Annotated in this window: 27 protein-coding genes; 7 read left to right on the top strand and 20 right to left on the bottom strand. The window is 60.0% G+C overall.

The features are described from left to right. Positions 1 to 30: 30 nt before the first annotated feature. The 17 genes from B5G40_RS02315 to glyA form a co-directional block, all read right to left on the bottom strand. Positions 31 to 612 (bottom strand): ATP-dependent Clp protease proteolytic subunit, encoded by a 582-nt coding sequence (locus B5G40_RS02315; protein ID WP_087187897.1) that lies wholly within the window; start codon positions 610 to 612, stop codon positions 31 to 33. A gap of 120 nt (positions 613 to 732) precedes the next feature. Next, complete coding sequence (gene tig / locus B5G40_RS02310; protein ID WP_087398624.1) at positions 733 to 2,166, bottom strand: trigger factor; 1,434 nt, start codon at positions 2,164 to 2,166, stop codon at positions 733 to 735. A gap of 118 nt (positions 2,167 to 2,284) precedes the next feature. Then, on the bottom strand, positions 2,285 to 2,965 hold the full coding sequence (locus B5G40_RS02305; protein WP_087187895.1) for a metallophosphoesterase: 681 nt from the start codon (positions 2,963 to 2,965) through the stop codon (positions 2,285 to 2,287). Further along, positions 2,966 to 4,453 carry a threonine synthase gene (gene thrC, locus B5G40_RS02300; protein ID WP_087398623.1) on the bottom strand — a complete coding sequence of 496 codons (1,488 nt, stop codon included), beginning with the start codon at positions 4,451 to 4,453 and terminating at the stop codon, positions 2,966 to 2,968. It abuts the gene before it with no gap. Next, entirely contained in the window at positions 4,441 to 5,385 is a 945-nt protein-coding gene (locus tag B5G40_RS02295; RefSeq protein ID WP_087398622.1) for a dipeptidase, read from the bottom strand. Before B5G40_RS02295 ends, thrC begins: the two co-directional genes overlap by 13 nt. 15 nt (positions 5,386 to 5,400) lie before the next feature. Continuing rightward, entirely contained in the window at positions 5,401 to 5,772 is a 372-nt protein-coding gene (locus tag B5G40_RS02290; protein WP_087268515.1) for a YraN family protein, read from the bottom strand. Then, positions 5,769 to 6,374, bottom strand: coding sequence for a ribonuclease HII (locus B5G40_RS02285; protein WP_206407200.1), 606 nt, complete (start codon positions 6,372 to 6,374; stop codon positions 5,769 to 5,771). The genes B5G40_RS02290 and B5G40_RS02285 overlap by 4 nt, the downstream gene beginning before the upstream one ends. Positions 6,375 to 6,388: 14 nt before the next feature. After that, positions 6,389 to 7,243 carry a ribosome biogenesis GTPase YlqF gene (gene ylqF / locus B5G40_RS02280; RefSeq protein WP_087398620.1) on the bottom strand — a complete coding sequence of 285 codons (855 nt, stop codon included), beginning with the start codon at positions 7,241 to 7,243 and terminating at the stop codon, positions 6,389 to 6,391. Positions 7,244 to 7,378: 135 nt separating this feature from the next. Then, positions 7,379 to 9,385 carry an amidohydrolase family protein gene (locus B5G40_RS02275; protein ID WP_087398619.1) on the bottom strand — a complete coding sequence of 669 codons (2,007 nt, stop codon included), beginning with the start codon at positions 9,383 to 9,385 and terminating at the stop codon, positions 7,379 to 7,381. 366 nt (positions 9,386 to 9,751) lie between these two features. Then, complete coding sequence (rplS, locus tag B5G40_RS02270; protein ID WP_087398721.1) at positions 9,752 to 10,093, bottom strand: 50S ribosomal protein L19; 342 nt, start codon at positions 10,091 to 10,093, stop codon at positions 9,752 to 9,754. Between the two features lie 138 nt (positions 10,094 to 10,231). Further along, complete coding sequence (locus tag B5G40_RS02265) at positions 10,232 to 10,798, bottom strand: site-2 protease family protein (RefSeq protein WP_242959141.1); 567 nt, start codon at positions 10,796 to 10,798, stop codon at positions 10,232 to 10,234. A gap of 15 nt (positions 10,799 to 10,813) precedes the next feature. Beyond that, positions 10,814 to 11,725, bottom strand: a complete 912-nt coding sequence (locus tag B5G40_RS02260; RefSeq protein WP_242959140.1) for a M23 family metallopeptidase — start codon at positions 11,723 to 11,725, stop codon at positions 10,814 to 10,816. A 136-nt stretch (positions 11,726 to 11,861) separates the two neighbouring features. Then, positions 11,862 to 13,133, bottom strand: coding sequence for a replication-associated recombination protein A (locus B5G40_RS02255; protein ID WP_087398616.1), 1,272 nt, complete (start codon positions 13,131 to 13,133; stop codon positions 11,862 to 11,864). Positions 13,134 to 13,408: 275 nt separating this feature from the next. Then, positions 13,409 to 14,479: an S-layer homology domain-containing protein gene (locus B5G40_RS02250; RefSeq protein ID WP_206407199.1), complete on the bottom strand. Its 1,071-nt coding sequence runs from the start codon at positions 14,477 to 14,479 to the stop codon at positions 13,409 to 13,411. Positions 14,480 to 14,664: 185 nt separating this feature from the next. Next, positions 14,665 to 14,865 (bottom strand): helix-turn-helix transcriptional regulator, encoded by a 201-nt coding sequence (locus B5G40_RS02245; RefSeq protein ID WP_087187963.1) that lies wholly within the window; start codon positions 14,863 to 14,865, stop codon positions 14,665 to 14,667. Continuing rightward, the gene (locus B5G40_RS02240) at positions 14,862 to 15,218 is read right to left on the bottom strand and encodes a DUF3796 domain-containing protein (protein WP_087398614.1); all 357 of its coding nucleotides are present in this window, start codon (positions 15,216 to 15,218) and stop codon (positions 14,862 to 14,864) included. Before B5G40_RS02240 ends, B5G40_RS02245 begins: the two co-directional genes overlap by 4 nt. Positions 15,219 to 15,350: 132 nt before the next feature. Further along, complete coding sequence (gene glyA, locus B5G40_RS02235; RefSeq protein WP_087398613.1) at positions 15,351 to 16,592, bottom strand: serine hydroxymethyltransferase; 1,242 nt, start codon at positions 16,590 to 16,592, stop codon at positions 15,351 to 15,353. A 138-nt stretch (positions 16,593 to 16,730) separates the two neighbouring features. Between glyA and nth the strand changes: the two genes are divergently transcribed. From nth to mreB, 4 genes are all read left to right on the top strand, one after another. Next, a complete protein-coding gene (gene nth, locus B5G40_RS02230) occupies positions 16,731 to 17,378 on the top strand; it encodes an endonuclease III (protein ID WP_087398612.1) in 648 nt (215 codons plus the stop codon). Positions 17,379 to 17,780: 402 nt separating this feature from the next. Further along, positions 17,781 to 17,960: a hypothetical protein gene (locus B5G40_RS02225; protein ID WP_087398611.1), complete on the top strand. Its 180-nt coding sequence runs from the start codon at positions 17,781 to 17,783 to the stop codon at positions 17,958 to 17,960. Then, entirely contained in the window at positions 17,957 to 18,613 is a 657-nt protein-coding gene (locus tag B5G40_RS02220; protein ID WP_087398610.1) for a ComF family protein, read from the top strand. Before B5G40_RS02225 ends, B5G40_RS02220 begins: the two co-directional genes overlap by 4 nt. Before the next feature lie 189 nt (positions 18,614 to 18,802). Next, complete coding sequence (gene mreB, locus B5G40_RS02215; RefSeq protein ID WP_087398609.1) at positions 18,803 to 19,825, top strand: rod shape-determining protein; 1,023 nt, start codon at positions 18,803 to 18,805, stop codon at positions 19,823 to 19,825. A 92-nt stretch (positions 19,826 to 19,917) separates the two neighbouring features. On the opposite strand, the gene B5G40_RS02210 is transcribed toward mreB, so the two are convergent. Further along, the gene (locus B5G40_RS02210; protein WP_242959139.1) at positions 19,918 to 20,700 is read right to left on the bottom strand and encodes a type III pantothenate kinase; all 783 of its coding nucleotides are present in this window, start codon (positions 20,698 to 20,700) and stop codon (positions 19,918 to 19,920) included. 12 nt (positions 20,701 to 20,712) lie between these two features. Continuing rightward, on the bottom strand, positions 20,713 to 21,180 hold the full coding sequence (locus tag B5G40_RS02205; RefSeq protein ID WP_087326967.1) for a metallophosphoesterase family protein: 468 nt from the start codon (positions 21,178 to 21,180) through the stop codon (positions 20,713 to 20,715). Between the two features lie 72 nt (positions 21,181 to 21,252). Here B5G40_RS02205 and B5G40_RS02200 point away from each other — a divergent pair, with 72 nt between their 5' ends. Genes B5G40_RS02200 through B5G40_RS02190 form a run of 3 tightly spaced genes read left to right on the top strand, consistent with a single transcriptional unit; the run spans position 21,253 to position 22,225 of the window. Continuing rightward, the gene (locus B5G40_RS02200) at positions 21,253 to 21,513 is read left to right on the top strand and encodes a hypothetical protein (RefSeq protein WP_087187878.1); all 261 of its coding nucleotides are present in this window, start codon (positions 21,253 to 21,255) and stop codon (positions 21,511 to 21,513) included. A gap of 24 nt (positions 21,514 to 21,537) precedes the next feature. Beyond that, positions 21,538 to 21,957: a hypothetical protein gene (locus B5G40_RS02195; RefSeq protein WP_087326964.1), complete on the top strand. Its 420-nt coding sequence runs from the start codon at positions 21,538 to 21,540 to the stop codon at positions 21,955 to 21,957. Next, entirely contained in the window at positions 21,950 to 22,225 is a 276-nt protein-coding gene (locus tag B5G40_RS02190; RefSeq protein WP_087187876.1) for a hypothetical protein, read from the top strand. Before B5G40_RS02195 ends, B5G40_RS02190 begins: the two co-directional genes overlap by 8 nt. Here the strand turns inward: B5G40_RS02190 and B5G40_RS02185 are convergent. Next, positions 22,222 to 22,977, bottom strand: a complete 756-nt coding sequence (locus B5G40_RS02185) for a hypothetical protein (protein WP_087326961.1) — start codon at positions 22,975 to 22,977, stop codon at positions 22,222 to 22,224. The two genes, B5G40_RS02190 and B5G40_RS02185, sit on opposite strands and share 4 nt — an antisense overlap. Positions 22,978 to 23,010 lie beyond the last annotated feature (33 nt).

The following is a 23,010-nucleotide window of genomic DNA, read 5'->3' as shown; positions in this document are numbered from 1 at the left end:
CGGGGCGTTTCCTCCCCGCTCCCCCGCAGATTACCGGGAATAGATGACCTTGTCGATCAGGCCAAACTCCTTGGCTTCCTCAGCGGACATGAAGTTGTCGCGCTCACAGGCGGCAGTGACTTCCGCCACATTCTTACCGGTGTTGTCGGCCAGGATCTGGTTCATACGCTTCTTGATGATCTCCAGGCGCTTGAGGTGGATGGCCATATCAGTGATCTGGCCCTGAGTGCCGGCGGAGGGCTGATGGATCATGATCTCCGCGTTGGGCAGTGCCAGGCGCTTGCCCTTGGCGCCGGAAGAGAGCAGGAAGGCCCCCATGCTGGCCGCCATACCGATGCAGATGGTGGATACATCACACTTGATGTACTGCATGGTATCATAGATGGCCATACCATCGGTGACGGAGCCGCCGGGGCTGTTGATATAAAACTGGATATCCTTGTCCGGGTCCTGGGCCTCCAGGTACAGCAGCTGGGCTACCACCAGGCTGGCGGTAGTGGCATTGACCTCCTCGCCCAGGAAGATGATGCGGTCGTTGAGCAGGCGGGAGAAAATGTCGTAGGACCGCTCGCCCCGATTGGTTTGCTCCACTACATAGGGTACTAAGCTCATGATTGCGAAACTCCTTTATTCTGATGTCGGGGCGCCGGGCCTCCCTCTCAGAGACCCGGGCCCCGGACCATCCCCACCCTTGGGCAGGCTTACCTCAAAGTATGCCCGCCTCACGGCGTCTTATTCCTCAGTTTTCTCCTGAGCGGGAGCCTCCTCAGCGGGAGCCTCCTCGGTCTTCTTCTTGGTGGTGCGGCGCTTCTTGGGCTTCTCCTCGCCCTCGGCAGCCTCACCCTCGGCCTCCTCGGCCTTCTTCTTGGTGGTCTTCTTCTTGGCGGGAGCCTTGCCCACCTTGGCGCTGTCGTAGATGACCTTCTCAGCCTTCTGAATGGCCAGGCCCTTCTTCACGTCCTCAGCGGGAGCGGCAGCCTTCACCTGATCCAGCTCCATGTGGTACTCGTCGGCCAGACGCTTGTACTCGGCCTCCAGGTCCTCGTCGCTGATCTCAATGTTCTCAGCAGCCACAACGGCGCCCAGAGCCAGGTCACGGCGCACCCGCTCCATGGCGGCGGCGGCGGCCTGAGAGCGGACAATGTCGATGGTCATGCCGGTCATAGCCATATACTGCTCGAAGGGGATGCCCTGAGCCTGGATGCGGCGGGCCATATCCTCCACCATCTGGTCGGTCTCGTAGGCCACCATGGCGTCGGGGATCTCAACCTCCATGTTGTCCATGACCTGCTCCATGATAGCAGCCTCAAAGGCGCGCTTGGCCTGGGCCTCACGGCGCTCGGTCAGCTTGTCGGCCAGGTCCTTCTTGAAGGCCTCCAGGGTGTCAAACTCGGACACGTCCTTGGCAAACTCGTCATCCACGGTGGGCAGCTGCTTCTCCTTGACCTCGTGGACCTTGACCTTGAACACCACGGGGGCGCCGGCCAGATCCTCGGCGTGATAGTCCTCGGGGAAGGTGACGTTCACGTCCTTCTCGTCGCCGGCCTTGGTGCCAACCAGCTGATCCTCAAAGCCGGGGATGAAGGCGCTGGAGCCCAGCTCCAGGCTGTGGCCCTCGGCCTTGCCGCCGTCAAAGGGAACGCCGTCCTTGAAGCCCTCGAAGTCGATGACCACGGTGTCGCCGTTCTGAGCCTCACGCTCCACGGTCACCATACGGCTGGCGCGGTTGATGTAGGGCTTCAGCTCGCCCTCGATATCCTCGTCGGTGATCTTGACCTCTTCCTTCTCAGCGGTGAGGCCCTTGTACTCGCCCAGCTTCACCTCGGGACGGACAGTGACGGTGGCCTTGAAGGTCAGGCCGTCCTTGCCGGCCTCCAGAACCTCCACGTTGGGCCAGGACACCACGTCCAGCTTCTCCTGCTCCACGGCATCGGCATAGGCCTTGGGATAGAGCTCGTTGATGGCATCTTCATAGAACACGCCGGAGCCGAACATACCCTCGATGATCTTCCGGGGAGCCTTGCCCTTCCGGAAGCCGGGCACGTTGATCTTGTTGCGCTGCTTCAGATAAGCCTTCTGGACCGCGGCCTCAAACTCCTCGCCGCCGATCTCGATGACCAGCTCCACGGCGCTCTTTTCCTGCTTCTCGACGCTTTTGACATTCATCTTGTTAACTTCCTCCTGTCAGCCCCGGGGCCCGGACAGGGGTCCAGGACGGGGCAGCTTTCGCGTTATCCGTTATATATTATCAGATGTGCGCGGAAATTGCCATAGTTTTTTTCAATTATTCCAGGATTTTTTGAGGCTGGAACCCCACATAGTCCGCCGCCACCAGATGATAGACCACCGGACCGTACTTTCCTTCCACCGCCAAACGGTGGCTTCCGCCGTGCAGATGGCCGTAATAACAGGCCTCCACCTCATACTTTTCAAGCAGTGCGATGATCTCCGCACAGCGGTAGCCCTGGTACAGGGGCGGGTAGTGGAGAAAACACAGCTTCTTCCTCTCCCCCGCCGCCTTCAGGGAGGCCTCCAGCCGGATCAGTTCCCGGTTGAACACCTTCTGGTCCCCTTTTTCCTCGTAAAACCAGCCCCGGGTGCCGCACAGAGCGTACTCACCGTATTCGTAGCAGTTGTTGTGGAGGATCTTCAGGGTAGAAAAGCCCTTCTCGGCAAAAAAGCGGTTCATCTTGGATGCGGTATTCCACCAGTAGTCATGGTTGCCCTTGAGCATCAGCTTGCGGACGCCGGGCAGGCTGTCCAGAAAGGCAAAGTCGGCCTCCGCCTCCTCCAGGCTCATACCCCAGGACAGATCGCCACACAGCACCACCGTGTCCTCCGGGCCTACCGCCTGAAAGCCCTCCCGCAGCTTGTCCACATAGCCCTCCCAGCCGCCGCCAAATACATCCATGGGCTTGTTGGAGGCCAGGGAAAGGTGGGTATCGCCAATGACAAACAGGGCCATTTACTTGAGCATCTCCAGCACCTGGTCCACCATGTGCTCCTTGGAGACGGTCTGGCTGAAGCGCACGCTCTTATTCTTGAGGGCAGCCAGAGGAGCAGGCACGGGCACGCCGGTGAGCTCGGCCAGCTGATCCAGGATAGCGGTCCCCTCCGCCAGCTCGGTGACGCCCAGGGCACCCAGCACGCTGTCGCAGAACTTGAAGGGGCTGGCGGTGGACACCACCACGGCGGGGGTCTCGTCGCCGGTCTCCTTCCGGTACTGATCCAGCACGTCAAAGGCAACGGCGGTGTGAGGATCGATGAGGTACTGGTGCTCCTGCCACATCTGACCGATGACCTTCTGGGTCTGGGCATCATCACAGCAGCCGGCGGCAAAGATGCGGCTGAGCTTGGTCTGGATGGCGGGGCTTACCTTATACATTCCCACGGTGTTCAGCTGGTTCATATAGCCCCGCACCTCGGCGTCGTCATGGTTGCTCAGGGCAAAGAGCATCCGCTCCAGGTTGGAGGAGATCAGGATGTCCATGGAGGGGGACATCGTATTGTAGAAGGTGCGGTTGCGGTCGTACTGACCGGTGCGGATAAAGTCAGTGAGCACGTTGTTGGCATTGGAGGCGCAAATCAGCTTGTTGATGGGCACGCCCATCTCCTTGGCGTAGTAGGCCGCCAGGATGTTGCCGAAGTTGCCGGTGGGGACGCAGACGTTAATGGGGTCCCCCTTGTTGATCTTCTCGTCTCGCAGCAGGTCGCAGTAGGCCGAGATATAGTAGACGATCTGAGGAAGCACCCGGCCCCAGTTGATGGAGTTGGCGGAGGACAGGAAATACTCCCGCTCTGCCAGCTGCTCCCGCAGGGCCTCGTCGGAGAAGAGTTTCTTCACGCCGGTCTGGGCGTCGTCAAAGTTGCCCACTACGGAGCAGACTCCCACGTTGCCGCCCTCCTGGGTGTTCATCTGCAGCTCCTGGATAGCAGACACGCCGTCCTTGGGATAGAACACCAGAATGCGGGTGCGGTCCACGTCCCGGAAGCCCTCCAGGGCAGCCTTACCGGTGTCGCCGGAGGTGGCCACCAGAATGCACACCGTCTTGGACTCCTGGTTCTTCTTCAGGGAGGCGGTGAGCAGGTAAGGCAGCATCTGCAGCGCCATGTCCTTGAAGGCACAGGTGGGGCCGTGCCACAGTTCCAAGCAGTAGGTCTTGTCGTCCACCTGCCGGACAGGAGCCACCTCAGGTACGTCAAACTTGGCGCCACCGTAGGCCTTGCTGGCAAAGGAGGTCAGCTCGGAGGAGGTGAAGTCGTCCAGATAGGAGTTCATCACAAAGACCGCCCGCTGCTGGTAGGACATATCCCGCATGGTATTCAGGCCGTTGGGAGACAGCTTGGGGAACACCTCGGGGGTCATGAGGCCGCCGTCGGCGGCCAGTCCCCGGGCAATGGCCTGAGCTGCGGTGCAGCGGTCCTGTTTGTTTCTCGTGCTTACATAGTACATACTTTGCTCACTACCCTCATCAGATTATTGAAGAACAGATCCTGCACCAGGGCCAGGCCGTAGCCCCGCTCCAGCAGGAAGTGGTAAAGCCGTTCATAGTCCTGGACTCCGGCCATGCTGCCGGCCAGGGGGCTGCATCCGTCCAGATCGCCCCCCAGGGCGATGTTTTTCTCGCCCCCCAGCTCCAGCCAGTGGTCCAGATGGGCGGCAATGGCCTCCAGATCCGCCTTACCGCCCACAAACTCAGCGTAGAGGTTCAGTCCCGCCACGCCGCCATGCTCTATTATGGCAGTAAATTGCCCGTCGGTCAAGTTCCGGGGATGAGAAAACGCAGACCGGCTGTTGGAATGACTGGCAAAAAAGGGACCGGACAGGGTATCCGCCACATCCCAGAAGCCCGGGTCGGACAGATGGGACACATCCACCAGCACTCCCAGCTCCTCCGCTTTGCGGACAAAGGCCTTTCCCTGAACGGTCAAGCCCTTGTCGGTGTCCTCTGCGTTGGTGCCGCCCAGAGCGTTGGCCCGGTTCCAGGTGGGATTGACCGCCCGGACACCCAAAGCACAGGCCTCCTCCAGCCGTTCCACAGAACAGTCCAGCAGCTCTGCCCCCTCTACAGACAGGAAGGCGGCCATCTTCCCGGCGGCGAAGGCCTTCTCCGCCTCCTCTGCCGTCCGGCAGTGGGCAATCACAGAGGCGTTGGCCTCCATTTCCCGGGAAAAGAGCTGGTATTCCCGCTCAAAGGTCTCCCGGGGTGTAAGCCCGGGGAAATCCTCCGGCTGACCAAAGAGGGCAAAGAATTGAGCGTACCGGCGGAAGGCTCTTCCCCGCTCCAGATCCACATGATAGGAATTGCGGCCAAAGCCGCCCCCCTCCAGGCAGCATTTCAGCACCGTATCACAGTGTCCGTCAAAGACGTCGATCTCCGGCAAGGCACCCGCCTCCTTTTAAAACGCATTTTCCCAATAGTGAAACTCCGGTTCCCGGGTAGCCATGCCCTGGGGCGCATACAGCTCCGCCACGTCGAACCGGGGCTGAAGCCCCATGTCAGGGTGCTCCGCCAGCCAGCATTCCGCCGTGGTACGCAGCTTCTGCTGCTTCCGCCGGTCCACCGCCGCCCGTCCGGGGGCGAAGGAATCATTCTTCCGCAGCTTCACTTCTATAAAGCATAAATACTTGTCAGTCGTTGCAATCAGGTCGATTTCTCCAAACCGGCAGTGATAACCGGCGGCAACGATGGTATAACCCCGCTGCCGCAGCAGCTCCGCCGCCTTGGCCTCCCCCCAACGGCCCAGCAGCTTGGCCTCTCCCCCGCTCACAGCTTTTTCAGGAAGGTGCGGCGGTGGATGGGACAGGGCCCGTACTGCCGCAGCCGTTCATAGTGGAGTTTTGTGGGATATCCCTTGTGCTGCTCAAAGGCGTACTGGGGGTACTGTTCCGCCATCTCCTCCATGTACCGGTCCCGGCTCACCTTGGCCAGAATGGAGGCGGCAGCAATAGATGCCGACAGGGAATCTCCCTTTACAACTGTTGCGTGGGGCGTGGTGACGGCTCCGTGCTTTCCATGGTCCCGGTTACCGTCGATTAGGGCGAAGTCGGGCTTGACGCTCAAGCCGTCAATGGCCCGCTGCATGGCGTTCATCCGGGCGCTGAGGATATCGGTTTCATCAATCTCCTCTGCCCCTACCCATGCCACGCTCCAGGCCTGGGCCTGCTCTATAATCAGATCGTAGAGCTGATCCCGCTTTTTAGGGGTCAGCTTTTTGGAGTCGTTGAGGCCGGGGATATCCAGTCCCCGGGGCAGGATCACCGCGGCGGCATATACTCGGCCGGCCAGGGGACCTGCCCCCGCCTCGTCGCAGCCACATACCAATTCATGGCCCTGGGCCCAGCAGTCCCGCTCCAGTTCCCACAGATCCATATAGTATATCTCCTTTACACATCTTGGGGGATCTCCAGGGTAAAGTTACCCAGCTTGCCACTGCGGTACTCCTCCAGCAGCACCCGCGCCATACGCTCGGTGTCCACCTCGCCGCCGGAGATCAGAAAGCCCCGCTTGCGGCCGCAGGCCTCCAGCAGCTCCCAGCCAGCCAGGCCGGGCTGGGGCTCCACCTTGTAGCGGTCGGTGATGGCCTGGGGATACCGCTGTCCCAAAATCTCCATCAGGTGGCAGGCCAGGGTCTCCCGGTCCATGATTTCATCCTTCACCGCCCCGGTAAAGGCCAGGTGCATTCCGGTGATCTCGTCCTCAAACTTGGGCCAGAGAATGCCGGGGGTGTCCAGCAGGTCCAGGCCCGGGTCCACGTTGACCCACTGCTTGCCCCGGGTGACGCCGGGCTTGTTGCCCGCCTTAGCGGACTTCTTTTTGGCCACCTGATTGATGAAGGTGGACTTGCCCACGTTGGGCACACCCACCACCATGGCCCGCACAGGGCGGCCCACCAGGCCCTTGGCCTTCCACTGCTCGATCTTGTCCTTCAGGGCAGACTTAATGGCGGTGGAGAACTGGTTGACTCCCTTGCCGTCCCGGGCGTTGGTCTCCATGACCCACCAGCCCCGCTGGCGGAACCAGTCCCCCCACACCTTGTTCATGGCCGGGTCGGCCTGATCCGCCCGGTTGAGGATGATGAGCCGGGGCTTGTCGCCCACGATCTCATCGATATCCGGGTTGCGGCTGGAAATGGGAATGCGGGCATCGATGATCTCCGCCACCAGGTCCACCAGCTTCAGATCCGCCTGGATCTGCCGCCGGGTCTTTGTCATATGGCCGGGATACCATTGGATGTTCATGCTCCCGCCTCCTTTGGTTCGGTTAGAATCAATTTTATGCTCCATTATACACAAGATATAGTAGTTTGAAAAGAGCAAACACGCACAAAAAAGCGGCTCCGGATCAATCCGGAGCCGCTTTGCGGAACAGAGAATTTACTTGAGCCAGCCGACAGAGACACAGGAGCTGAGGCCGTACCAGGTCACGTTGCGGCCCAGACCCTCAAAGAGGGCGCGCACACCCACATACTCCACACCGTTGACGGTCTTGATCTCCACCTCAGCGGTCTTGTCCTCCACAGTGATGGCGGCCTTGGAGCCGTCCCGGGTCACAGTGGCGGTCAGGCCGTTGGCCAGATCGCTCAGCGGCGCATAGATCGTGCCGGGTTCGGTGTAGAAGGGACTGTTAAAGGTCAGGGGCAGGCCGTTCCACATAATGGTGGGCTTGCTGTTGTCCCGGGTAAAGACTACCTCGCCGCCAGAAACCGTCATCAGGGCCTGGGTGTCCTTGATGTCCTCAGCGGGGCAGGTCATAACGTCACGGTCCAGCACCACGAAGTCGGCCAGCTTGCCAACTTCCAGGGAGCCCTTGATATCCTCGTTGAACTCAGCGTAGGAGGACCAGTTGGTGAAGGAGCGCAGAGCCTCCTCGCGGGTCATAGCCTGCTCCATGTGCCAGCCGCCCTCAGGGGAGCCCAGACGGTTGCAGCGGGTGACAGCAGCATACAGACCATGATAGGGGTTGACCAGCTCCACGGGAGCGTCGGAGCCGTTGGGGATGATGCCGCCCTTATCCAGGATGGTGCGCCAGGCATAGGAGGTCTTGATGCGCTCGGAACCCACACGGTCCTCGGCTACCAGCATATCGGAGGTAGCATGGGTGGTCTGCATGGAGGGCAGGATGCCCAGTTCCAGAGCCCGATCGATATCCTCGGGGGCCACGATCTGGAAGTGCTCGATGCGCAGGCGGTGGTCCTCTCTGGGATTGGCCTTGATGGCCGCTTCATAGGCGTTGATCACCTGATGGTTGGCGCCGTCTCCGATGGCATGGGTGGCAATTTGGTAGCCGGCGTCATAGGCCACCTTAACAATGGGATCAATCTCCTCCTGGGTATAGCGGTAGTCGCCAATGTGGTCGGCCCGGTCGCTGTAGTCCTCCAGCATAGCAGCGGAGCGGGCGCCCAGGGAGCCGTCTGCAAACATCTTGACGCAGCGCAGGCTCAGGTGATTGTCATACAGCAGCTCATAGTTATCCGGATCAATGGGATGGTCCTTCAGATACTGGGCCGTCTCATTATCGGCGGCGGTGTGGGAGATCATACCGTACACCCGCAGCTTCAGCTGGCCGGACTCGTACAGTGGCCCAAAGACCTCCTCATACACCTCAATGCTGTTGCCGGCGTCCATGGCGGAGGTGAGGCCGTAGGAGAACAGCTGCTCCTGGGCCTTCAGCAGACCCTGCCGCTGCTGCTCCAGGGTCAGCTCAGGGATCTGAGCCTCAATCGGATCCATGGCGGTGTCGGTCATGCAGCCCAGCAACTCGCCGTTTTCATCCTTCAGATACTCGCCGCCCTGAGGATTGGGGGTATCCTTGGTAATGCCGCCCAGCTCCAGGGCCATGCTGTTGGCCCAGCCCATATGGCCGCAGGCCCGGGTAAGGAACACGGGATTGTTGGGCGCCACCGCGTCCAGCTCCTCCTTGGTGGGATAGTCCGTGTTCTCCCAAACGGTGTTCATCCAGCCCCGTCCCTGGATCCACTCACCGGGCTCGGCCTGCTCGGCCGCCGCTTTTACCAGATCCAGAATGGTCTGCTTGGGCATCCAGAAGCAGTCCAGATTCATCAGACTGCTGCCCAGACCGGTAACGTGCATATGGCCCTCCACCAGACCGGGGATGACGGTCTTGCCGCCCAGATCCACTACCTTGGTATCGGCGCCGATGTAGGCCTCCACGCCGGCCTCATCGCCCACATATACCAGGCGGTCGCCCTTGACGGCGATGGCGCTGACCACCGTGAAATCCTCGTTTACAGTATAGATTTTGCCGTTGCGGTACACACTGTCGGCGGGCTCAGGGCCGGCCGCAGAGGCGGGGAAGAGGGAGAGAAGCATGGTAAGTGCCAAAATCGTGCCAAGAATGCGTCCAAAGCCTTTGCGTGACATGAATTTCGCCTCCTATTTGATTCTTCTTTCTCAGTTTCCCGGTGTGTGCGATTGGGCCTATCCTCCTTTCCTCTTGCTCTTGCCTGTAGCGTACCATGAAGCATTTTCTTTTGCAAGACGGTTTTTCAAAAGTCCATTTATGTCTCTGTATCCCTCTATTCTGTCTGAAACCATTTAAAAATCTTAAAAATATTTCAGTTTCTTTATAAATTATAACCAAAACAAGAATATCAAACTTCGTCGTTCTCAATTTAGAAATGCATTTTTGTGCAAGATGGCAAATAGTTTGCATATTCTAACCACTTTTAGACATAAAAAAAGAGAGAGGCAGCTGCCTCTCTCCTTTTTCGGACAAATCCAATGCGATTAGACGCGCTCCTTAACCTTGGCGCTCTTACCCACGCGGTCACGCAGATAATACAGCTTGGCGCGGCGCACCTTACCCTTGCGGACGATCTCGATCTTGTCCACAGCGGGAGCGTGGATGGGGAACACCTTCTCCACACCAACGCCGTAGGACACGCGGCGAACAGTGATGGTCTCCTCGATGCCGCCGTGCTTCTTGGCGATCACGGTGCCCTCAAAGACCTGGATACGCTCGCGGTTGCCTTCCTTGATGTGCACGTGCACACGGACGGTGTCGCCCACATTGGCCACGGGGGGCTCAGCCTTCTGATACTTGGCGCTGAAAGCCTGCATAAGATCCATTTGATTTTCCTCCTGTTGATAGGCGTTCTTACCGGCCATATTCCCGCCGTCCTTCTCTGGACAGCAGCCGCAGAGGACCGCCCTTTATTGAGTCCGAGATAGTATACCATGCCCCACCACAAATTGCAAGCAGATTTTTCATTTTTTCTTGGTTTTCCGCAGCGGGATGGCGGACAGCCACAGAGCAACCAGCAGCAAGGTCAGGTTGCCCTCCCCTACCCGCCACAGCAGCAGAGCCCCCATAGTCAGGCCCATGGACAGCCCAACGGAAAGCAGGCCCACCACCGGCTGTGCCCAGTCCTCCCTGCCCGCCAGGGTCAGCAGGCAGCTCAGCGCCCGGCCTCCGTCCAGCGGCCCCACCGGCAGCAGATTAAACAGGCCCAGAGCCAGATGAAGGCCGGTAAAGCACCACCAGGCCTCCCCCAGTCCTGAACAGATCCAGGCGCACAGCAGATTGACCGCCGGTCCAGCCAGGGCGGCCGCCAGCTCCCGGGCGGGGCCCAGGGGACAGCGTGCAGACAGGGCCATCTCCGCCCCCACGCAGGAGAGTTTCAGCCGGGCCACTCTGCCTCCCAGCAGCCGGATGGCGGCATAATGGCCCAGCTCATGGAGGGCGCAGGCCGCCAAAGCCTGGGGCACCACCCCCCCGCTGTCCAGATAGTACAGCAGGGCCCACAGCAGCAGGGCCCCTGCCGTGATCTCCACACGCCCCCATCTCATTCAGTTGGTCTCAATATAGTAGATGGGATTGATCCGCACCCCGTTGAACCTCAGCTCCAGATGCAAATGGGGTCCGGTGGTGTTGCCGGTGTCGCCGGACAGAGCCACCGTGTCCCCCGCCTTCACCGTCTGGCCCTGACTGACCAGCAGCTGGCTGCAATGGGCGTAAAAGCTTTTCACCCCGTTGGCGTGGCTGATCTGGAGGTAGAGGCCGTACTGATCGGGGTCATCGCCGATATAGTCTACCACCCCATCGGCAAAGGCCTTGACCTGGGTGCCGGTGTTCACTGCCAGATCCACCCCGTTGTGGAACTTCTCCTCCCCGTCCACCGGGTGCTCCCGCCATCCAAAGGGTGAGGTGAGCACCCCCATCACTGGGCTCACTGTCTCCCCCACATCCAGCTGGTACTTATCCATGGAGGTGTTGTCCGGCAGAGCGGGACCGGTGTAGTCCACGTGCTCCACCGCCGGTTCAGGAGTGGGAGTTGGCTCTGGGGTGACCTCCGGCTGGGGCGCCGGTGTGGCGGCCACCGCCGGGGTAGCCTGGGGGTCAATCTTCAGCCCCAGGGTCCCGGTGCCTTCCTGACGGCCAAAGCCGCTGAGCCAGGCAGCCTGGGCAGCATAGAGGGCGTTCTCCCCCGCCGCCCCGCTGGGCTTGGCCTCCTCCCTGCCCAGCATCTGGCTCCAGGCATCCCCCAGGGTATCCAACATCGGCTCTCCCTTGGAGATAGACTGGCCCAGGTCGGCAAAGACCGCCTGAAAATCCGTGTCCCCCCGCAGCAGGCCCAGCACCTGCTCCCGCAGGTCGGCGATCCGCTCCGGGAAGATCCCTTTTCCAATGAATACCGCCAAAAACAGTGCCAGACAGACCACCAGCTGGGTGATCCGCCGCCTCTCCCGTGGGCCCAGCACTGTTTTTCCCTTCTTTTGTCCCGTTCTTCTGCTGGCAACCCTGCTTCGCTGCTCTCTCATGCCGGCCCGCATCCCTTCTGTATGAGTGTGGGCTATCTATATGCGGCAGAGCGGCGGTTTATGCGGACAACCCGATTTAGGGTTTGTCCCCCATGATGGCGTCCCAGTACCGTTTGGCAGCCTGTTCCACCTTGTTGTCTCCGTACTGATAATAGTGACTGCCCGCCAGGGCGTCGGGCAGGTACTGCTGTTTCACCCAGTGGTTGGGGAAATCGTGGGGGTAGAGGTACCCCTGCTCCCGCTCCATCCCCGCCGAATCGGCGTGGACGTTCTGGAGGTGCCGGGGATAGTCCCCCGTCTTGCCCTTGCGGATGTCAGCCTGGGCAGCGGCAATAGCCTTGTACACCGAGTTAGATTTGGGGGCGGTGGCCAGCAGGATGGCCGCTTGGGCCAACGGCAGCCGTGCCTCAGGCAGACCCAGCTGGAGGGCGTTGTCCACCAGAGCCTTAACGATGAGGGCCGCCTGGGGATAGGCCATGCCCACGTCCTCACTGGCCGAGCACAGCAGCCGCCGGATGGCGGTGATCAGGTCCCCCGCCTCCAGCAGGCGGGCCAGATAGTGGCAGGCGGCATCCGGGTCGGAGCCCCGGAGGGACTTCATCAGGGCGGAGGCGATGTCGTAGTGGTCATCTCCCTCCCTGTCGTAACGCATGGCAGAGCGCTGGGCCACTGTCTGGGCATCGGCCAAAGTGACAAGGAGCTTTCCTTGCTCCCGCTTGGCGGAGTTGAGGAGCAGCTCCACCGCGTTCATGGCCTTGCGCACGTCCCCGCCGCAGGCGGAGGCGATATGCTCCTTCACGCCCTCCTCGCAAACTACCTCGCCCTCCAGCCGCTCCCCCATGAGTCGGATGCCCCGCTCCACGGCGGGCAGCACATCGGCGGCGGTGAGGGGCTTGAATTCAAAGACGCTGGAGCGGCTGAGCACCGCGTTGTAGACATAGAAGTAAGGATTCTCAGTGGTGGAGGCGATGAGGGTGATCTTGCCGTTCTCCATGAACTCCAGCAGGGACTGCTGCTGCTTCTTGTTAAAATACTGGATCTCGTCCAGATAGAGCAGCACCCCGTCGGGGGCCAGCATGGTGCCGATCTGAGCCATGATCTCCTTGATGTCGGAGATGGAGGCGGTGGTGGCGTTGAGCCGGTGGAGGGGCCGGTTGGTGCGCTTGGCGATGATGTTGGCCACCGTGGTCTTGCCGGTGCCCGATGGGCCGTAAAACACCAGATTGGGGATGTTGCCTCCCTCAATGATGCGGCGGAGCAGCCCTCCCTCCCCCAATATGTGGCGCTGGCCCACCACCTCGTCCAGAGACTGGGGCCGGATCTCGTCCGCCAAAGGCCGGTATGTCATGGGAACGACCTCCCTTAAAAGCAGAATGGAGCGGAATTACTTCCGCTCCATGCCATTTTGAACCTTTCACAAAGGTTCAAAATGTATTTGACTGAACGCGAAAGACAACCCTGACGGTTTTCTTTCACACTATCTTTCCCTCCGAAACCTTAACCCCGGAGGTTCCTTCCTCAGTCCAAGCAGAATGGAGCGGAATTACTTCCGCTCCATTCTAACACGCGTTCGAGTATTCGTAAAGGGAACGGGGCGGGAAAATTCCCATCCCACGGGATGTTTCAGCTCCCGGAGCGCGGGGTCACCTGCCTGGTTGTCAGGTCCAGCTGGTACTGCACCCCGTCTACTGTGTAAGAAAACGTGTCCTGGCTGTCGTTCACCGACCAGTCAGAGCCCATCTTGGCCGCCGACAGCACCTGCACCCGTCCATCCCGGTAAATAACCAGCAGTTCCTCGGAAAAATGCATCATGTTCCGGTGGCGGATGGCCAGGACGGTGCCCCAGGGCGTATCTGCCTGGAACTCCGGGATGTTGGTGCCGGGGTCACCCTTGTGGAACACCTCCCACAGCTCCTGCTGATAGGCCGCCTCCTCCAGCTTGATCACGTTGCCCTTGGCGGCACTCACCGGGGCGTCCTCATACAGCCGCAGGAAGGTAACTGCCGCCTGCTCCCGGCTGTAGGTGCCCAGCGGGTCAAAGGTCAGCGCGGAAGCAGAGGTGCTTCCCATGATGTCCAGTCCCACCACAGAAGCAATGCTGTCTATGGCCCAGGTGGCCATTTCGCTATAGTCGGTATAGCCGCTGTACAGCGCAATCCGGTGGTCCTCCGGGTCCAGCTTCTGATAGACCCGGGCCAACAGACAGGCCGCCTCCTGCCGGGTAATGGTACCCTCCGGGTCATAGAGGGTGCCGTCCCCCTTGCCGTTGACCAGGCCCATGTGGTAAGCAGACTGGATATAGCCTCGCTGCTCTCCCGTGGGCAGATCTGTGAAGCAGGAGCCGCTCTTCTCATCGGAGAACCGCTGCCACCAGGTCAGCCCGTCGCCGAAGTCCTCCTCCCCCCAGAATTCGCCGTTGCGGTCGGGGCAGTAGGTCATATAGTCGTTGACCAGCTGCTCATCGGTTCGGCCATAGGTCACGGCCAGATAGCGGATGACCATCATGGCAAACTCGCCTCGGGTCATAGGCTGCTGCCAATCCTCCTGAAGGGACTGGGGCACCAGGCCAACCTCCACCGCACGGCTCACCTCCTCTTCCGCCCAGGGAGAGGGGCCGTCCTCCACCGCCATGGCAGCGGGCAGGCAGCCCAGCAGCAATACCAGGGAAAGGGCCAGAGATGCAATTCGTTTCATGATCATGACCTTCCTTTCTGCTTGGACGTCTCTGATCTTATTCTACTACAAAAACCCTCCAGCCGGGGCATTTGTGACAGGATTTTTATAAAAATTTTAGAAACAACATTATAAAGCAGAATGGAGCGGAATTTCTTCCGCTCCATTCTAACACACGTTCGATTGACCGTAAAGAGAAAATGCCCCTATTCCTCTGTGACGGTAAAGACCTTTTCAATGGACACACCGAATACCTTGGCGATATTCCAGGCCAGTACCAGAGAGGGATTATACTTTCCCTTTTCCAGATTGCTGATGGTTTCCCGCCGGACCCCCACCCTTTTGGCCAGCTCCTCCTGACTGAGTTCCAGCCGGGCCCGGTGCTCCTTGATCCGATTGTATATCATGACCGGGTATACCACCATTCCTTACAACTGCTCCAGAAGTCGGACAAGGCGTATACCGCAACCGCCACGCCCCAGCCCAGGGCAAAGGCCGGATACAGCCCTTCTTTAGAGCTATCCCCCAGCAGTAAACACCCAAGGGCTGCCGCTACAGAAACCGTCATGCCCGCAAAAAAGCCCAGGGCGGCGGAGCGCTGAATGCGTCCTGTCTCCATTTCATCCGCCCGGATGAAAAAATACTGGAAGTCCACCGCAAACGCAAAGAAGCCCAGGAAGGCTCGCTCCGGTGTAAATACCCCCACAAAACCCAGCAGAGACAGTAAGCCGATCAGTCCATACCATCGTTTGGTCCGCATCTCATTCCCTCCTCTTTTATGTGATGTATTTCGCTTATCTTGTGATAAATTTACCACATAGCAATTGAACTGTCAAGCAGAAATAAGGAGAAACGCAACAAGGCCGCCCGAAGGCGGCCTTGTAAATAGTGCTTATTCGTACAGGGGGTACTTGGCAGTGAGCTGCGCCACCTGGGCACGCAGGTTCTCCTGGTTGCCCTCGAAGTTGGTAGCGGTCTGCCACATGACCTGGGCAATGACCTTCATATCCTCCTCCACAAAGCCCCGGCTGGTGGCGGCGGGAGTACCCACCCGGATACCGGAGGTGACGAAGGGCTTCTCGGGGTCATTGGGGATGGCGTTCTTGTTGACGGTGATGTTGACCTCGTCCAGGCGGTGCTCCATCTCCTTGCCGGTGAGGTGGGCGGGCCGCAGGTCCACCAGCATCAGGTGGTTGTCGGTGCCGCCGCTCACCAAGTCGAAGCCCTCCTTCAGCAGGGAGTCCGCCAGAGCGGCGGCGTTCTTCACGATCTGCTGCTGGTAGGTCTTAAACTCAGGCTTGAGGGCCTCGCCCAGAGCCACCGCCTTGGCGGCGATGATGTGTTCCAGAGGGCCGCCCTGGCTGCCGGGGAAAATGGCGGAGTCGATCTTCTTGGCCAGCTCCTCCTTACAGAGGATCATGCCGCCCCGGGGACCCCGGAGGGTCTTATGGGTGGTGGTGGTCACCACGTCGGCGTAGGGCACCGGGTTGGGATGGAGCCCGGCGGCCACCAGACCAGCGATGTGGGCCATATCCACGAAGAGGTAGGCTCCCACCTCATGGGCGATGTCGGCAAAGGTCTTGAAGTCGATGACGCGGGGGTAGGCGGAAGCGCCAGCCAGGATCATCTTGGGCTGATGCTTCTTGGCCAGATCCCGGACCTGGTCGTAGTCGATGCGCCCCTGCTCGTTGACCCCATAGGCCACCATGTTGTAGTTCTTGCCGGAGAAGTTGACGGGAGAGCCGTGGGTCAGGTGGCCGCCGTTGGCCAGATCCATGCCCAGCACGGTGTCGCCGTGCTCGCACAGAGCCTGATAGACCGCGAAATTGGCGTTGGCGCCGCAGTGGGGCTGCACATTGGCGTGGTCGGCTCCGAAGAGCTGGCAGGCCCGCTTGCGGGCGATCTCCTCCACCACGTCCACGCACTGGCAGCCGCCGTAGTACCGCTTGCCGGGATAGCCCTCAGCATATTTATTGGTGAGCACCGTGCCCGCCGCGGCCAGCACCGCCTGGCTGACGAAGTTCTCAGAGGCGATGAGCTCAATGTTGCGCTGCTGCCGGGCGTACTCCGCCTCAACGGCCTGACCTACCTCCGGGTCCTGGGCGGTAAGAAACTCCATGATATCCTTGACCAATGTCTGTCGCCACCTTTCAAAATTTTAGCGATTTAACTCATTATACCGGATGATTCCCAAAATTACAATCGTCACCATAGGAAAAACCCTCTCGTTTTTTGCTGCGTTGTGTGTTATATTGTCTAACGAGGTGATCCTATGAAAGACCATCAGGATGTCATTGCCATTGTGGAGGAGCTCAAGCGCCTCTACCCCGACGCCCTGTGTTCCCTGCAATATCCCAAGCCCTATGAGCTGCTCTTCGCCGTCCGTCTGGCTGCCCAGTGCACCGATGAGCGGGTCAATATGGTCACGCCCGCCCTGTACGCCCGCTTCCCCACCCTGGAGTCTCTGGCGGAGGCCGACGTCAGCGAGGTGGAGACCTACATCCACTCCACCGGCTTCTTCCGGGCCAAGGCCCGGGATATCGTGGCCGCCGCCCGGATGCTGGTGGATGTGTACGGCGGCGTAGTGCCCGACAATATGGAGGACCTGCTGAAGCTGCCCGGCGTGGGCCGCAAGACCGCCAACCTGATCCTGGGCGACGTGTACAAGACCCCCGGCGTGGTGGTGGCGGACACCCACTGTATCCGTATCACCGGCCTTCTGGGTCTCACCGACGGCACCAAGGACCCGGCAAAAACCGAAATGCAGCTGCGCAAGATCCTGCCGCCGGAGGAGTCCAGCGACTTCTGCCATCGGATGGTGCTTCACGGCCGGGCGGTGTGCGTGGCCCGGCGGCCTGACTGCCAAAACTGTACCCTGCGGCCCTGGTGCGACCATTTTCAGAAGAGCACCGGAGATTAAGCCTTTCAGGCGGCCATAAAGGCCGTCCCTACAAAGAGGTCCGAAAGTAGAGCGTAGGGGCGGGGGCTATCCCCGCCCGCCAAACGACCCGCCGCGCTCCAGCGCCCCGTCCCCAGAGGGGGGTACATCCAATAGGGGGGAGACCGCAGTCTCCCCCCTGATTGGTCGTTTTAAGGGGAGAGGATTTCAAAGGGGAGAGGGAAATCGAAATCCCTCTCCCCTTTGACGGTTCTTTGGTGCCTTTCTGTCCGTACAGAAAGGCACTCGCCCCGCAGGGCGAAATCTTTTACAGAATTTTGTGCGTGCAATTTTGTGCACTCCCCCATATTCCACCCAAATTTTCATACTATATATCCAGGATGCGTGCAATCGCACGCAAAGCAGGATGGAGGTGTGAAAGACATGGGAAAAGAAGTCAAACACATTGGCTTACGGGTCACGCCTGAGATCCATCAGAAATTGCGGTACATCGCATCTTATGAGGGCAGAACCATCAATGGACAGGCGCATTATCTGATCCAAAGCTGCATCCGGGAATTTGAAAAGGAGCACGGGCCGATTCCGGCGGAGGCATCAAAATGAGCGGGCCGCTGGGCTTTGTGCTGGACCTGCTCTTCCCGCCCAAGTGTGTGTTCTGCGGGAAGGTGCTGGACTCCGGTAAAAGCGGCTTCTGCCGGCGCTGCCAGCGGGAACTGCCCTGGCTCACCGACGGCGAAGCGGAACTGACAGGGGAATTTTTCTCCCTGTGCACCGCGCCGCTGCGCTATCAGGACAAGGTACGGGATTCCATCCACCGGTACAAATTCAAAGGACGCCGTGGTTATCATAAAGTATACGGCAAATTGGTGGCCCAGTGTGTCCATGATCATTTGGACGGTCGGTACGATCTCATCACCTGGGTGCCTCTCTCCGACCGGCGAAAGAGGGAGCGTGGCTATGATCAGGCCTTCCTGCTGGCCAGCGCCGCCGCTCTGGAGCTGGGAGATGTGGCGGTGGAGACCCTGCGGAAGGAGCGGAATACCGATCCCCAGTCCGGCATCACCGAGGATGCCCAGCGCCGGGCCAATGTACTGGGCGCCTATACCCCGGTGGACCCGGAGCTGGTGGCGGGAAAGCGGGTCCTGCTCATTGACGATGTGGTAACCACCGGTTCCACCCTGTCCGAATGCGCCCGCACCCTGCGTACCATGGGGGCAGAGGATGTGGTGTGCGCCGCCCTGGCCCGGGCCAGATAGGCGGACTGACCGGTCATCTGCCGGGAAAATTCAGAAAATTAGCGGAAATTTACGTTGAAATGGCGGGCATACTTCTGTATAATATAGAGGATTCAGACTGGGGCATTGCATCCAGTCTTGTTTGACTGAGTTGGCTTTCTGGTCAGTCATCACCATTCATCATACAGAGTAAAACGTCGAGGTGCAGGTATGTTCAGTAAAGATATCGGTATCGACCTGGGTACTGCTTCTATCCTGGTCTATGTAAAGGGCAAGGGCGTAGTCCTGCGGGAGCCCTCCGTGGTGGCTATTGACAAAAATACGGGCAAGCTGCTCAAAGTGGGCACCGAGGCTCAGCAGATGCTGGGCCGTACCCCCGGCAACATCGTGGCCATCCGTCCCCTGCGGGAGGGCGTCATCTCCGACTACGACATGACCGAGCGGATGCTCAAGGAGTTCATCCGTAAGGTGACCTCCTTCCGGCTGTTCAAGCCCCGCATTGTTATCTGCGTTCCCTCCGGCATCACCGAGGTGGAGGAGCGTGCCGTCATTGACGCCGGCATCCAGGCCGGCGCCCGCCGGGTGTACCTCATTGAGGAGCCCGTGGCCGCTGCCATCGGCGCCGGTATCGACATCGCCAAGCCCGACGGCCACATGATCGTGGACATCGGCGGCGGCACCACCGATATTGCCGTCATCTCCCTGTCCGGCATTGTGGAGTCCACCTCCATCAAGATTGCCGGAGACCAGTTCGACGAGGCCATCGTCAAGTATATCCGCCGCAAGCACAATGTGCTCATCGGCGAGCGCACCGCCGAGGAGCTGAAGATGCAGATCGGCTGTGTGTTCCCCCGCCCCGAGGAGCAGACTGTGGAGATTAAGGGCCGCTGCCTGATGACCGGCCTGCCCCGTGTGTTTTCCGTGTCCTCCATCGAGATGATCGAGGCCTTCGAGGAGGTCTCCACCCGCATCCTGGAGGCCATCCACGGCGTGCTGGAGCGCACCCCCCCCGAGCTGGTGGCCGATATCTCCACCAACGGTATTGTCATGACCGGCGGCGGCTCCCTGGTCTGGGGCTTCGACAAGCTGATCGAGTCTCATACCGGCATCGAAACCCATGTGGCCGACGACGCCATCTCCTGCGTGGCCTACGGTACCGGCAAGAGCCTGGATGACGTGGATTCCATGCAGGACGGCACCATCAACCTGTCCCGCCGCAAGCAGATGAACTGAATCAAGGCCTCACATTTGGCGTGCCGCAGACTGCGGCACGCCTTTTTTTAAAAAAGCGGTAGGCACTGCAATGCAATGCCTACCGCTTTTTCTTAGTGTTTCTTTTCCCGCTCATAGATGATCCGCAGACCGTCCAACACCAGCTGGGGGTCCACCACATCGATCAGGCCGGTGTTATCCGCCACCATCCGGGCCAGCCCGCCGGTGGCGATCACTTTCACGTCCGGCTCGCCGATCTCCTTCTTGGCCTGGCGAATCAGGTACTCGATGGCTCCGATATAGCCCATCACCGCTCCTGCCTGGATCTGGCCCACGGCGGTGGTACCCAGCACGGTGGCCGGTTTCACCAGCTCCACCCGGGGCAGCAGGGCAGTCTTTTGGAACAACCCGTCGATAGATACCCGTACCCCGGCGGTGATACAGCCGCCCAGGTACACCCCGTCCCGACTCACCGCGTCCAGGGTAGTGGCGGTGCCGAAGTCCAGCACAATCAGAGGTTTCCCGTATTTGGCCATGGCAGCGATGTCGGCCGCCGCCCGGTCTGGCCCCAGCCGCTCCTCACTGGCACAGGGCACATAGGGAAGCCGGGGGTCCAGTCCGTCATCCAACACCAGAGGGGTCTTGCCCACATACTTTTTCATGGCGTTGGTAAGGGTGTGCATCACCTGGGGCACCACCGAGCCGATCACCACATCCTCGATCTGGTCCAGCTCCAGGCCAAAGCGCTGGAAATACTGGCACACCAGCAGCCCCAGCTCATCAGAGGTGCGGTCGCTGTCCGTCATGGTGCGGAAGCTGCCCTTTAGCTCCGCCCCCTCATAAATGCCGAACACCATATTGGTGTTGCCCACGTCCACCGCAAGCAGCATAGCCATCCTTCCCTTCTCTTATAAATGACTGAGGTAACACACCGCGCCGCCATCCTCCAGGACAGCCACAGCGTAGGTGTGAGGTCCAAAGGTACCAACCGAACCGGGATTCACGATCCACATCCCGTTTTCAAACTCGCAGAAGGCCTCATGGGTGTGGCCAAAGCACAGCAGATGGGCCCCTGCTTCCCTGGCCGCCCGCACCGCCATTCCCATACCCATCTTCACATGGTAGATGTGGCCGTGGGTCATCAGAATCTTACAGCCCTCCAGGGTAAAAACCCGCTCCTCCGGCAGGTCGGGCCGTCGTCCGTCGCAGTTGCCGGGGACGTAGGTTACCGGGATGTTGGGGAACTTGGCGGCCAGGTCCTCGGCGTCCCGGGCCAAATCCCCCAGGTGGAGGATGCGATCAGGACTCTCCAGCCGCACCACATCCTCCATATTGGCCACATTGCCATGGGAATCAGAAAAAATCAGCAGTTTCATACAATCACCTTCTCAAGGGCGGTACATATAATGAAGTGAACGCCACTATATATTAGGGATGGAGTTGATGATATGGGTCAGAACAAAACCGATCCCACCGCCGCCCTGGAGCACAACCGGGCCCTGCTGGAGCAGGTGATCCACTCCCCGGACGCCCAGCGGCTGATGGAATTGCTCAATCAAAATGCCGGCGGCAAGCTGAAAACCGCCGCAGCTTCCGCCGCTCTGGGGGATACCAAGGATCTGCTGGCCATGGTGCGCCAGGTGATGCAGAACCCGGAGGGCGCCAAACTGGTGGAACGTCTCAATCAAACCGCTCCCAAACAGGACTGATTTTACGACAAGGAGGGATGGCCCGTGGCCCAGTTGGAAGAACAACTCAACCAGATCCTGGGCAATCCCCAAGCCATGGAACAGATCATGTCCCTGGCCCAGTCCCTCTCGGGCAAGCAGGAGGAGCAGGCATCCGAACAGCCCGCGGCAGAACCGGAGTCTGAACCGGCCGACCAGCCGCCGGCAGAGAGCGACACTCCCTCCCCCCTGTCCGCCCTGGACGGGCTGGACCCCAGGCTGCTGCGGATGGGGATGGGGCTTTTGTCGGAGTATTCCGCCCAGGACGATAAAAAGACTGCCCTGTTGGCCGCACTCAAGCCCTTTCTCAAGCCGGAGCGGCAGGAAAAGATGGATCAGGCCGTCCGCATCGTCCGGCTTACCCGGGTGATCCGGACAGCGCTGCGGATGTTCCGTGACCGCGGAGAGGAGGAGGACGATGTATAACCGCTACATCCCCAACGGCACCTCCTATACCAGGATACCCCAGGAGGATGCCCCCTCTCCCCCGCCCCGGGAAGAGAAGCGCCCCCCAAAGGCGGGGGGCAAAAAGAAAGCGGGCGCGCTGGGTGAGCTGCTGAAAAGCCTGAAGCTGGACAGTCTGGACACCGGGGATGTGCTGCTTCTGCTCATCCTTCTCTTTCTCTTTCTGGAGGGCGACGATATGGAGCTGGTCATCACCCTGGCTCTGGTGTTACTGTTGGGACTCAATTAACTCGGGTCGTGGAGCACCGTGCCATCGGGCAGCACAAAGGATGCGTTTTCCGGCACGGGCCGGTCCACCGAAAAGGCGCTCATCCGATAAATCAGCTGACCTTCCAGCCTGGTTTCCGCACAGGAGAGCAAGCCGCTGTCCGTGGAGATCCAGTATCGCTCTACATAACCCTGACTGTCAGGCACGGTCTCCACAAAGATGCAGGAGACGCCCTCTTTATCCTCATAGCCGGCATCGGCAATATCCGACTGCTTCAGCTTGAGCACATCCTCATAGGTGGGGATACGCTGACCTTCCAGATCGGCGGAGTCCTCATCCGCCGCCCCGGTAAGCACCCGGCTATTCCCCTCGTACCAGAGCCAGAACTGATCATCCCCTACAATGGAATGGCGGACGGTACCTCCGGGCAGCGTGGCAGTGGTGTGGGTCCAGCCATCATCCACCCACACGGTAGCGTGGGTAACGCCGCTCTGGCCATCCCCCCAGAAGTCCTCAATGGTCACGCTTCGTCCGTAGCTCTCCGGCCGAGTCAGGGTGTGCTCCACCACATACTGTACCGTCTCAGTGGTGATCTCCACCCGTACGTACTCCTCCTCCTCCACCGGCTCCTGTGACTGGCTGGCCGCCGGGGTGGGCAGTTGGATCTTGGCAGTATCAGGTGAAAAAAGGCCGAGTCCAAAGCTGGAGAGCATGGCAACGGTAATGACGATGCCGATGAGCACCACCAGAATATTCCGATTGCGCCGTTCCATGCCGCTCCCTCCTCAGGCTCGACCAAGGGATCT

The sequence above is a fragment of the Flavonifractor sp. An9 genome (genome assembly GCF_002161245.1).
Taxonomy (GTDB): Bacteria; Bacillota; Clostridia; order Oscillospirales; family Oscillospiraceae; genus Flavonifractor; species Flavonifractor avicola.
The sequence above is the reverse complement of the archived record's forward strand: the minus strand, read 5'-3'. Positions and strand labels throughout refer to the sequence as shown.